The organism is Burkholderia sp. RF7-non_BP4 (assembly GCF_001521935.1).
GTDB lineage: Bacteria > Pseudomonadota > Gammaproteobacteria > Burkholderiales > Burkholderiaceae > Burkholderia > Burkholderia diffusa.
This window is the reverse complement of the sequence record NZ_LOTA01000047.1, coordinates 1-11,450: the sequence shown is the minus strand read 5'-3', so window position 1 is coordinate 11,450 and position 11,450 is coordinate 1. Positions and strand designations below refer to the sequence as shown.

At 54.9% G+C, this 11,450-nt stretch carries 10 protein-coding genes and 3 pseudogenes; 3 read left to right on the top strand and 10 right to left on the bottom strand.

Features of this window, described 5'->3' with window-relative positions; genetic code table 11:
- Positions 1-14 precede the first annotated feature (14 nt).
- From WS49_RS17280 to WS49_RS17260, 6 genes and pseudogenes are all read right to left on the bottom strand, one after another.
- The gene (locus WS49_RS17280) at positions 15-632 is read right to left on the bottom strand and encodes a C39 family peptidase (protein WP_063888599.1); all 618 of its coding nucleotides are present in this window, start codon (positions 630-632) and stop codon (positions 15-17) included.
- Between the two features lie 5 nt (positions 633-637).
- Positions 638-1,480, bottom strand: a complete 843-nt coding sequence (locus tag WS49_RS17275) for a hypothetical protein (RefSeq protein WP_156437295.1) — start codon at positions 1,478-1,480, stop codon at positions 638-640.
- The gene (locus tag WS49_RS17270) at positions 1,398-2,198 is read right to left on the bottom strand and encodes an aspartate/glutamate racemase family protein (protein WP_059530920.1); all 801 of its coding nucleotides are present in this window, start codon (positions 2,196-2,198) and stop codon (positions 1,398-1,400) included. The genes WS49_RS17275 and WS49_RS17270 overlap by 83 nt, the downstream gene beginning before the upstream one ends.
- A 13-nt stretch (positions 2,199-2,211) precedes the next feature.
- Positions 2,212-3,285 (bottom strand): D-alanine--D-alanine ligase family protein, encoded by a 1,074-nt coding sequence (locus WS49_RS17265; RefSeq protein ID WP_059531025.1) that lies wholly within the window; start codon positions 3,283-3,285, stop codon positions 2,212-2,214.
- A gap of 377 nt (positions 3,286-3,662) precedes the next feature.
- Positions 3,663-4,070, bottom strand: a pseudogene (locus WS49_RS36095) (IS5/IS1182 family transposase); the annotation flags it as partial.
- A gap of 82 nt (positions 4,071-4,152) precedes the next feature.
- Positions 4,153-5,103, bottom strand: coding sequence for an N-acetylmuramoyl-L-alanine amidase-like domain-containing protein (locus tag WS49_RS17260; protein WP_156437294.1), 951 nt, complete (start codon positions 5,101-5,103; stop codon positions 4,153-4,155).
- 1,336 nt (positions 5,104-6,439) lie between these two features.
- Between WS49_RS17260 and WS49_RS17255 the strand changes: the two genes are divergently transcribed.
- Entirely contained in the window at positions 6,440-7,345 is a 906-nt protein-coding gene (locus WS49_RS17255; RefSeq protein WP_059530917.1) for a LysM peptidoglycan-binding domain-containing protein, read from the top strand.
- A gap of 629 nt (positions 7,346-7,974) precedes the next feature.
- Here WS49_RS17255 and WS49_RS35080 read toward each other — a convergent pair.
- Together WS49_RS35080 and WS49_RS17250 are read right to left on the bottom strand one after the other, a co-directional pair.
- Positions 7,975-8,280: a hypothetical protein gene (locus WS49_RS35080; RefSeq protein WP_156437358.1), complete on the bottom strand. Its 306-nt coding sequence runs from the start codon at positions 8,278-8,280 to the stop codon at positions 7,975-7,977.
- Between the two features lie 27 nt (positions 8,281-8,307).
- Complete coding sequence (locus WS49_RS17250; RefSeq protein WP_059530914.1) at positions 8,308-8,595, bottom strand: hypothetical protein; 288 nt, start codon at positions 8,593-8,595, stop codon at positions 8,308-8,310.
- A 115-nt stretch (positions 8,596-8,710) separates the two neighbouring features.
- Here WS49_RS17250 and WS49_RS17245 point away from each other — a divergent pair, with 115 nt between their 5' ends.
- The gene (locus WS49_RS17245) at positions 8,711-8,896 is read left to right on the top strand and encodes a hypothetical protein (RefSeq protein WP_059530911.1); all 186 of its coding nucleotides are present in this window, start codon (positions 8,711-8,713) and stop codon (positions 8,894-8,896) included.
- A 180-nt stretch (positions 8,897-9,076) separates the two neighbouring features.
- Here WS49_RS17245 and WS49_RS36090 read toward each other — a convergent pair.
- Both WS49_RS36090 and WS49_RS35075 read right to left on the bottom strand, forming a co-directional pair.
- Positions 9,077-9,186: pseudogene (locus WS49_RS36090) on the bottom strand (RNA-guided endonuclease InsQ/TnpB family protein); the annotation flags it as partial.
- Between the two features lie 132 nt (positions 9,187-9,318).
- Positions 9,319-10,005 carry a hypothetical protein gene (locus WS49_RS35075; RefSeq protein WP_156437359.1) on the bottom strand — a complete coding sequence of 229 codons (687 nt, stop codon included), beginning with the start codon at positions 10,003-10,005 and terminating at the stop codon, positions 9,319-9,321.
- A gap of 669 nt (positions 10,006-10,674) precedes the next feature.
- Between WS49_RS35075 and WS49_RS35070 the strand changes: the two are divergent.
- A pseudogene (locus WS49_RS35070) lies at positions 10,675-11,450 on the top strand (hypothetical protein); the annotation flags it as partial.

The window sequence follows — 11,450 nt, the reverse complement described above, 5'->3', positions numbered from 1 at the left end:
CGTGGTGGCATTTGCTATGGGGCGATCAAAATGCCTCGATTGGCAAAGAATTGCTCAAATATAAGTCGAGGCAAGCGGACGTTTTCCTGCGTTTCGACAGATAGTCCGGACGGATTGTGAAATACCCATTCGTCGGATTGACGATCGACATCGAATGCTAGAACCAGATGGCCACCCCGCGCCGATGGTGTGATGGTCGGCGCATGTCGAATCGACGGATGGACCGAGGCGATTAGCACGTGGCCGGTCCGTAGCAACGGCTCGACTGCTATCGCGCGGGTGCGTTCGACTACTTCGGCATTTAGCGCGTAGCGTGTGTTCACCCAGTTGACGAAGGGGGCGTATAGTAGCCGCATGCCGCTGTCCCCAAGTTCGGGGCGATAGACGCCGAATTTGACTGCTTCTCGGACGAGGTATAGCAGGGGCACGGTGATATTGAGGCGGTAAGCCAGGAGCATTTTGAGGCATGCCATGCCGCAGATGTTCGGACTCCACCGGGCATACTCGGCGGCGCTTGCTGCGCCGGATTGATACCATAGCGGGTCGTCTTCGGGCAAGATATCACGCGTAAGAAACTTGCCGACGAGGGATCTGGATTCCCACTGCGAAAAATATGGGACGATTTTTATCATTTTGTTCACCGTACGAAAAGCATGGCCACGCCAGCCATCGCCATCAGACCAAATACAAGTTGTTCTCGCATTTTTCCCTCACCGTAGGTTCGTGCTGATATGACCATCAGGACGGGAACGCGAAGGGCGATGGCCAAATAGCCGTAGGCGACCGGCAACCATGCCTGAAGCGCATAGTTGAAAAACAGTTCCGGTAATGCCCAAACCCCACCAATGAACAGTGCTGTGCGGACCGATTGATCTGCCAGACGATACCGTGCGGGCCATGTGACGGCGATGGTTCCGACTCCGGTGAAAAGCAAGTACGACGGCCAGCCTATTTTCGGGATGCCGATCTTGTCGCATACGCCAAAGGCGACGATGAGCAGGATCAGCTGGGCGAAGCGCCGCTTGTCGGTCAGCGTCATGGTGGACAAGTGACCATAGTGGCAAAACGCAAGCCCGGAAACAAACAGTATGCCGATTGCGCCAATTGCGCCGGGCGACAACGAGGTGTCGAAGCAACGTGCTTCGATTACGGCGATGAGACCGACCGCGATAGGAAAGGCATAGATGGTGACGGACAGACTTCGGCCAATCAATCGCTGGTGAGTGAGCATCAGGCATGCCAGCAATATCCCCTTTAGCAAACCGACAAGTACGCCGACACGATCGAACGAGAACACCGGCACGTGGTGAAATGCAACATACCCCCCGCCCCACGCGGCAATACTGACAAGGGTGCCAGCGCCGGCCAGGAAGGCTGTTGTGTCGGGGGAAACATAGTCAACCGCCCGTTTGAGCAATAGGGTCCGGACAGTGACGAGCGCGAGGATCGCCAGGAAACACAGAGTTTGACGCCAGTCCAAAGTCGGGTTCCTTGTGCGGGATGTATTGGGATGAGATACCTACCGCCGCGTCGAGGTGCGCGTCGATCGAGTCAATGATGGCGATGCCGCCATGAGAGGGAAGATGCGGAAAAACGAGCGGAATCTCGGTGCAGCCCAAAATCACGGCATCCATGCCAGATTGCGCGAATTGCTTGATGACATTCTCAAAAATCTCTCGCGAGATCGGCGAAAATATTCCACGGCACAGTTCCTGATAAATAATGTTATGAATCGCGTTGCGGTCAACGCATTTGGGGGTGACGACTTCGATGCCGGCATCCTCGAGTCGCTTTCGATAAAAGGTGTCCTCCATGACATACCTTGTTCCTAGCAGACCCACCCGCGTGTAGCCACATCGCCGGATGTGTGCCAAGGTCGAATCGATGATGTTGACGACCTCGAGATTGAAATGCGTCTGCAGACGGTCGCAAGTACGGCTAGTTGTATTCGAGCAGATGAGCAGTTTGCTTGCGCCGGCTTGTTCGATGATGTGGGCGGCGTCTGCGAGGATCGCATACTCGCCATCTTCATCACCGGTCTTCTGACAGGTCAGGATAGCCTTGAAGTTGAGGCTGACCATTACCAGGTCGGCCGATGTGTGTGACCCGTCGCCCTGCTGGACGCGCAAATTCAGCCGGCGATAATACTCCATGGTCGATACCCAGCTCACCCCTCCGATCAATCCGAGTCGATTCATGTACGTACCTCCTTTACTCGATGTAATAATTGGCGTAGCTCTTTTTCCCTGGTTCGCTGAAGTAATTTTCGCGAAATTGTAAAATCACATCGTCCAGCGAGATATTGGCGGCCTCGAGCATTTTTGGGAAAATACTGTTCCGCATCAATCCTGGGATCGGATTCGCCTCAAGAAAAACGATATCGCCGTGAGGTGTGACGATAAAGTCAAAGCGGCACATATTTTTGAATCCGACGCTTTCAAAAATGTCGCGGGATAGTTGTTTCATTGTTCGTGTGATCTCTACGTCATCCGTAATGACTGTCTTCTTGGCTTTTCCGAGTCGATGCTTTTGCTCATGACCAAAGAAGTTGCCAGCGGTCTTGATTTTCACCACGGGTAATGCCGTCACGACCCCGTTGAACTGGATGCATCCTACCGAATATTCGTCTCCTGCAATATAATCTTGAGCCAATGCATGGCGATCGAATTCGAAGATTGTGTCGAGGTTATCCTGTATCTCGCTGATGCTGTAATTATCCACCTGATAGCGATTCGTGAATAACGATGCTCCCAGCGAATTAGGCTTCAACACGATGTTACACCCGTGAAATGTTTCCTCGATCTGGTTGCTGGCAGGGGTTTGATCTTCTTCGGACAGGATCAGGGTTCGTGGCATCTTTGCCAAAGGGTGAACTTTGGCCACATACTGGCTCATATGAGCTTTGCTCATGGAAAGGCTGGCTGGCAAGACCGGGCCGAAGCTGCCGGGGATGGACATCATGGAGGCCGCGCCTTGAATATGTCCATCCTCGCCATAGTTGCCATGCAGGAGATTTAAAACGTATGTCTTCCTGGCGGCCATTTGTTCCAAAGCTCTCCAGTAGGGTACTGCGCCTGTCTTCCACGCATAGTCCTCGACCGTTTCTTCGGCGCGATAGGGTGCAATGACTACCTTGTTGTCTCGGTTGACGTAGTAAATGCAATCTATATCGAGTGAAGGACTGGACTGAATGACATCCCGGACATGTCGAAATGATTCGAGTGACGCTTTGTGTTCGGGGGATTTGCCACCAAAGATAATTGAAATTTTGTTATTGATTGGCATAAGTCTTCCTTTGTGTTGGAGGTGCATCTTGGTTATGCAGTAATGTTTGTTAGACAAGCGGCTGGAGTACGGAAAGGCTAGTGGCATGAGATCGAGGTGTCAATAAACTATTTCGGGTGATGGTCGCGATCGTTGAGATGTTCGAGTTGATGAGTGAGCGAATGAATATGCTGAATGGTGGTGAAATAGCCTTCGGAATCGGAATATGGTGTCGAAAAATATCCAACTGCGTGATGTTTCTTGATTGATTTCTATGAGCGAAGGTGTATTTGGTGCCGATTTGTAAAATTTTTCAATTGAAGGGGAGCATCGGCGGGTTAATCGGTGGTTTTGCATAAATCGCTCCTGAGGGCAGGGTGAACCTCACGTTTTCGATCTCAGGCGATATGGACGGATTGCTCTCGAGGGTGTGCCGCCATGCGATTGAGCACACCTGCACGAATCGATACTTCGGTCGTCGCTTGAGAGCCGCTCACGCGAGCCCATACGAAGGCGCTCGTGAAGATCTTGAGCCGTCACATTGAGGTCTCGGCTAGCGAGCGCTGGTGGTAGCCTCTCGCTTGCCTCCATGTACGGCTGATGCTTTTTGAGATAGCGTTGATTGCGGCATTGCGTCAAGCTGCGCCAGGCGTTTGTCTAGCCACGACGTCGGGACCTTCACACTGTGGAATCGACCGGACAGCGCCGCTCGCTGTAATCTGCGCATGGCACGGCCTGGTGTCGCAGGTGCCATCGCCACCGATGGCTTCGATTGCCATGCTAGGGGGAATGTGGTCGAGAAGATCGGCAAAATGATCCATGCGTATGTAGGTCAGCATGGGATTCTTTTTCCAGGAGTGCAATGTCACCTAACACCCACATGACGCCTCAGGTTTGTGAATATCCTCGCCTTAAAGCGAAATCGTGGTGGGGGCGAAGTACCACGATGCCGGTTTTTTTCTCTACGTACTCGATAAAAGGTGAATCGGAGACCCGATGCTCAATCGAGGACGTGTGGCGTAGCATTGGCCCGTGATCAGTCACGACGAAAATTCCGACGTGGGAAACGTCCAGCCCGGCCTGTGGTGCATAAATTCCGATGTAATCCCCGGTTTGCAGTCGCTCGACGACGTCAAGGTCGATGAACCTGGCAGGGATGTATGTGACAGGGCGTTCCACCACGGGTAATCCCGGGATGTATGTTTCGTCGATGTCTTTCTGGTTGAGTTTTTTTTCGGTCGTTTGTGAATGTTTACTCACATTACCGGCGACGTCGTCCGCAATCGGGTGTGTCACGTGAGCCCAATCGGTGAAGAAGTGCTTGCGGCGCAGAAAATTGACTTCGTTTCTAACGTAGCGGGTTTCGATAAGTCTCAAGATGAAGCTCTCCTTTGTGATGGATCTCCGGAGTGCCTCTACATACTCGAGAAAAGTAAAACAGTCCATGCTCAAGAAATTGACTACCAGTTCTTCTGGCAATGTAGCCGAACCAATTAGCGTGCCGGGGCCATACGGCGTGCCGAGAAAAGTGCCCGAAATCCGGCCGATGCTCTGTCCGGTATCCTCTTGCGCGCGATCGGCAGGATCTACAAGCAGTGCGTCAAGCATCCTGGACGTATGCTCGTCTATCTTGGGCGAGGGCACGGCATTTGGTCTCGAAACGATCTGAGTCACGACGTCGGGCCGAGCGTTCTCTTTTGTACCAAACTGGGCGGGCGCGTTAGTGATATTTGTCATGTTTGCTCGCAATAGCGACACGATATCCGTGCCTGCTGGTTTGGCCTCGCGTTGGATCAGGAGCGATTGGGGGATCGTTGCGCTCGCACATGCGGGGTTCATTCGCAATCCTTAAATAGGTTGATTGACTGATTTTTGATACTCGGTATGTCGTTTTTTGATTATCTAGAAAGATCATGGTCCACTCCGGACGGGCAGGTGAAGGCATGAAATCGCGAGAATATTTTACATTGAGACATGTTCGTCTCGGTGAGGCTTTAATATTTCTGCTTTTTTGGAGACATTGATTTGTGTGCATCGACGGCGCGCACAGTATTTGATTGGTTGCACTTCTGCGGTGCTCATTTGTTGCATTCTACGCTCGTGTATCTCGGTCCCGCGGTATTCGAAAAGGAATGGCGCGCTGAGCGGCGAGCCGCAAGGGATGCCTGGCGAGGACAAGGTTACTTCGATCCCGCCGGCGAGGAGGCGACTTTCATACCATCCCTCAGGGCTTCCGCCGCACGCTGGTGGACAATTTCCATGCCCATGCCACAAAATCGGCTGCTGCCGTAATACCTTTGTCGGACCACGCAACCCCTTTGAAGCCAATTTGTAGAAGTTTTACATTTGCTTAAGCGCATGCCGGCTTGTGGGTTTGAGCGTTGGTGCAAATGGGTTGATTGGCGTTTCCAAACTGGTGGGCTCTCGGGGCAACTCACATAAAGCACTGAAATACCGCTCGCCTCGGGAGTTCCGGTGGGCCGCCGCATCATTAATTTAACAGTGCCAAAGTGTCCCGCCTTGCAGGGAAAACCCCAGGTCAGGCTTTGGAGGTACTCGTGAAATGAGGGCGAAACATGATAGATGTGCTTAAAAATATGCGCTGTAGTTGTAGGGGTGATCGCGATAGGGTAAGACGGTTTTTTGAAGTAGCCTGGATATTCGCATGTAGTATACCTTTCCTCATTCTGAGGTGATGGAAATGATACCCGTTAATCGTTTCACTAGAAAATGCTCACTCATCTCTTCGCGGACTTCGAATGAAGCCGTGCAAGGTCATTCGAGTGCCGGAGCAGTCGAAATCCCGTTGAGGCTCAAGAGGGTTGTGAATGCACCTATTCGAGCTTTGTCATTCCCGGATTTCGGATCTGCCGGGGCCAGCGAGTTAGCAATTGCCATTCCGAGGCGTAGGATGGCAATGCCAATGACCCAGACTGGCACATCGTCGTGCGGAACGCGTGATGAAAGGGTGTCTGCCAATCCTCGATGGAACGAAGCGGCGCGACGCGTCAAAGAGGGTGCATCATGCGAGGTTGTGGCGGAAGATTGTGGCATTCGCCAGGAGGCTGATCGGGTGGATTTGGAACTGCTTTCTGTAGAAGGGCCTGCGGGGGAGCGAGTCAGGCAAGGTGATTCATGCGATGAGATCAGGCGTAGATTTGGTGTTGGATCGCGTTTGGCAGGGCTCAAGCTGGAAATTATCGCTGCGGAAAGTGCCGACGTAGCGCGTCGCGTGGCGGCAGGTGACGCGACACACGACATTGCAGGCGAACTCGGACTGCGTGACCCGGAAGTGTTGGAATATGTGGAAATTCTTGTCGCCTGCAATGGCCCGGCGTCAACGGCGGTGAGAGACGGAACGCCGTGCGGCGACGTAGCGCAGCAGTACCAAATCAAGAGCCAGGACGCGCGGCTGGCATTGGAATGGGAGGCGATTCCGGGCCATGCAGGAAGGCGCGTGGAAGAAAATGAATCGTGCGAATTGGTTGCTCGCCAGCATCAAGTGACAATGACTGAGGCCGTGGCCGAACTCGAGCGTCGATCAGTTGCGCTAGGTTCAGCAGGGAAGCAAGCCCGTCGCGGCCAGAATTGCGAGACAATTGCGCAGAAATTTGGGCTGCGTCAGCAGTCGTCCCGTCTCTTGCTTGAACGCATGTCGATCGGTGGCCTCGCAGGCATGCGCGTGAGGCACGGAGACCGTTGCGATAAGGTGGCGAGTCAATATGGCATTCGCGAGAGTGAAAGTCTCTTTGTTTTGGAGAACATCGCTGTCATGGGCAGGGCAGGGGAGCGGGTCAAGGCGGGGGAGTCTTGCTACAAGATTGCGGACGAGCATGGCATCGGAGGTGAACAGCCGAGGTTGATGCTGCAACGAACGGCGATCAATGGTCCGGTTCGTGAAGGCATAGAGGCCGGTGTGCTGTCAGTGTCGCGCGCCATTGACAAACACGGCATTCATCATCCGGAGGCACGTCGGCTTCTGGAAGAGATGGAGGCGGCGCTATATCAGAGGAGCCGAAGGAGATTTCCATTGGCTGCAGAGGGCGGAGCGCGTACGGAGCGCACTCGTAGCGGCCAGTGACACGGACCTGTGATTCTGACGACGCGGTCGGCCGCCCGACGTGAGACTTGCCGCCTGACTGGACATCAAGCCTCACGTGCTAGGCGGTATGTAATGCGTTGCCAGCAAGCAAGGTTCACGGCGAACATTTCGGAGGAGGGGCGGTTTCAAATTTGGAGATGGTTTAAGGAGGTCGCATGAACCATCCGCAACACATTGGACTGTCTGGCCGCACTCGACGAGGCACACGAGACGGGGCATGTCACGGTTGAGACGGTGCATTGTATCTGTCAGCGCTCGAGGCGTTGGCTACCGACGGCATTCTGAGGCGGACGGGCGACCATCGCGATGTCGTGCAAGTAGGGCGGCGCGCTGCCCTGTCACGCATGGAAAACACCGGGTGTGCGTCCACGCGTTGGCCGACGGTCTATGACTGAAATCGACCGGGTGGGTAAAGGGTTAAACGCGTCGCCTAAGTCGGGGGCCATTCAAGCTAACCGGTTCCGACCAATCGGGGCGCCTCCGCACGGGTGCGCCGTTGCGATCAGGCGACGCACGCTTTGGATTGCGGAAGTATGCGCAAGGCACGGCGGAATCCGGTCGTGCCGTCGTTGCGGAGCGGATTCAATCAGGGATTTTCCGTTCTATGGTCATGCGAGGGGACCAATGTGCTGCCCGGCCACTGCACGGCAGGCTTCGACAGTGGCGAAGGCGGTACGTGCGTTGTGGTCTGGTTGCACCCCTTGGGAGACACACCAAGCCGGGAAAGTGTCGGGATTGATCCGCACCTGGATCACCACGAAGCCGTCTTTAACGAGTTCGTTACGAATTTCGTCCGCTCGTTTCTTCCATTGCGCCCACGAGCCTTCTAACGCGTCACCGTCGATGAATGAAGCTTTGCAGCGTTCGTATTCAGATTCTTCGTACCAGACGATGCCAAGGACTGAGGTAGTCATGTTTAAACCCCGATGTGCAAACCACGATCAATATCGTTTGTGGTGAGTGTGTGACGACGAGGATGAACACTTCGCGGCCGATTTCTGCAGGATGGCTGCGTAGTCAGCGACAGCGGTGGCAGTGAGTTCCGATCGGGATGTTTTGATGACTTCGGCGAGTTCTTTTGCGAGTTCGAGCTCAAAGGCGGAGAGAAACACGTCCTTGTTCGGACTGTTGGAGATCAGGGCTCTCAAGGCGGCTGCCGTTGCGAAATGCAGCCCGAAAAGTACATCGAGTTGCTGATCAGTGGTCATCTTCCGTAGATCGCTGGTCATGCGAACCTCATGGTGTGGTGGCTAAAATGGTGAGAATTTTAATTCTTGCACGGTCACGCTGCGGCTCCAACGAGTGATGGAAGATGCGATCGATTTTTGAAAGTGAGTGGGGAAAATGTCGAAACTGAGAGGCACAGCAGTAGGGAAGGTTCGAAGCCGGTTCGGCAATGCGGTAATCAATGCGGGGACGATTGCTGTTCTGCTGTTCGGTGGTCTGGTTGCCGCGTGGATGGCGATGTGGATGGTGCATTACATGGCGGAGTTCGTGCGCTGGCTGCCGGTGCCGCATGAATTGGCGTGAGCGTTGGTGTAGGTCGCATTGCCGGCGGACGGTGCCGATCGCAACAATACCAATGAACGAAAGGTATCCGGCTATGGGATTGCGTAAAGTCTACCAGGCGAGGTGCTGGGCATTTCCTGGTGGATCGGATGCGATGGCGCTGACCATGTCGTCAGCCAGTTTGCAGAGCCGTCACACGCGTGCGTGCCTCTGTGTGTCGGTGCAGAAGTTCCACACGTAGTTCACCACACGGCTCTGTTGGTTCAGCTGTCCGTTGAGCGATTTCACCCGGACCGGTAGACAAGGATCATGCCTATCACGCTACCGTTTGAGTGCCGTTTGTCAACGGCACTCCTTTCCTCCCCGCCATGCGCCCCGAAGGAAGTCCCCTTGAGGAAAGGCAAGGCTTCTCGGAGCAACTGATGAATTTCTAACTCGCGGCGCTAGCCTTCCCCTGCCGAGTTCGACGGCCATAAAATCTGCTTGAGTAGATCGAGCGACAATTCCTCGTGACCCTCGTTTTTGCGAGCTTCGCAAGCACCTACTTGTTCATGTCGGTTCGACCTAAGTTCTTCGAGCGTCCAAGGCTGTTGGGTAATCGCCTCCGGATCAAATTCCGGATGGATCTTGAGCAAAGCCTCGGCGAGTTCTCGCGTCTCCTCCGAGCTGCGTACACAGGTCCAGATATCCCTCTGTTCGTAGGAACCTGGGTTGAATTCTTCAACGCAGTTGGAATACTCATTACGCATCTGTGTAATAAGATCGGTTGCGTCAGGAAACTCTACTCCTCCAGCGTACCGCTTTCGTTGACATGGGGCATTCCCTTCATTGTCCTTGGTGTTGGGAGAAAACCTGAGATAGTCCGCCGCTGGAATATTCGGCGGTCCCCCGGAATTCCTGACGAGGCCTAGGGCATCTTCCAGTTTGGCATACATGATTTGACGTTGCTTAACGCCCCCGAGCGAAGAAAGTTCTCCTGACTTGCTTGCCTGGCCCTTGTTCACGATGTGGATCAGCGCTTGTACAATTGATCCACGATTGCCAAGGCGCAATGCGAGTTGTGCACTGGCGGTGGAATGATTGAGTTGGGTCGCGCGAAAGTGCAAAATGGCGTTGCGAATATTAAACATGGCTGTGTATGATCACAATTGATTGGATGAAGCGGCGAAGATATTGTCGGGTCGTGAAAACATTTCGACATCTTTAATGGTTGATTGTGTTTCAAAAATCCGTGAATATGCTTTCAGAAAGCGGCCATAAGGCTATGTCTGTGCGCTGGCTTGCACTAGCTTCAAGGTTCTCAGTCGCTAGTCGAGCAAGGCTGTAACGATGTTTGTCGCTGACGACGAGATCAGTGGCGAGATGGTGGGCGAGTGGGCAGGTACCCGGCGGTAGGCGCCAGTGTGTCTACCTTGCGACCAAGTTTTTGGCGGCACCCGTAATTGCTTCGTGGTTGAGTCGAGAAGCCGGGTGCGGCCGAAAATCAGGGAGGAATGAATGGACTGGAAAGACATCGCTTCGGCGGTCGGCCAGGCGGCGACAGTGATCGGCACGCTGCTTGGTGGCCCCGCAGGTGGGGCGGTCGGTGCCCTCGGTACCGGCACACGCCGGATGCGGTATCGACGGCGCTGACCAGCGATCCGGACGCCCTGCTGAAACTGTAGGAATTGCAATCGAACGCGAGTGGCTGCTGCAACAGCTGATCGTGACGGTCGAACAGCATCGCCTGCAGGCCGATGCCGCCGAGGCAGTCGATCGGGACAGCGCGCAAGCTGGCCGCGCAGCAGTCGCAGGACTGGATGCGACCGACGCTGAGCCTGGCGCTCGTGGCGTCGACGGTCGTGATCGTGTTCCGGGTGATCACCGGGGTGGCAAACGGTACGCTGGAGGATCCGACCGTTGCAGCAACAGCGGGCGGCCTGCTGATGTACTTTGCGCGCGAAACCGCGCCAGTATTGGGATTCTGGTTCGGGACCACACAGGGTGCATCGCTACGGGCAATGGTGCCGATCGCGAGGCTGCCGGGCGCGGCACCCGGCGATCAAGCGTCCGCTCGACCGACGTGTGGGGCCTTACGGGCGAGCGAACGCCGTGCCCGTTTCGAACTCGGCAATGCGTCGATTGACGCCCACGAAATCATGGATGAACGAGCGTGCCCACGCGTGATCGGGCCGCTTTTCTTTGCTCCACCCCGCCACGGGCGAGCGCCTGCCTGCCTGCGATGGGCGCAGTGCGGCCGGGTCCGTGTTGGGCGCACGGCTCACGCTTTGGAGCGAACGGGCAAGGGGGGCGGACGCGCGCGTCGGTGGTGGTTGGTTGAGAAGGTTCGAAACGGCTACTCGAACGCCCTTGGAAACAGTCATGGCAAGTCGCACCTCAATTCCTCCTGTTTGGTTCAAGGTGGCGAACATTCTTGCCGACTGTTCGATAAGATTCTTCCAGAATCCGGCTACGGATCGTTTTCGCGCCCGACGCCAATGGAGAACCGTCTGTCATCAGCGCCGGTCGCGAGCCCGCCGTTTCCTCGCTATCGACAGCGTGAGCGAGGCTCGCAACCGATCCGCGGCGCGCAAAG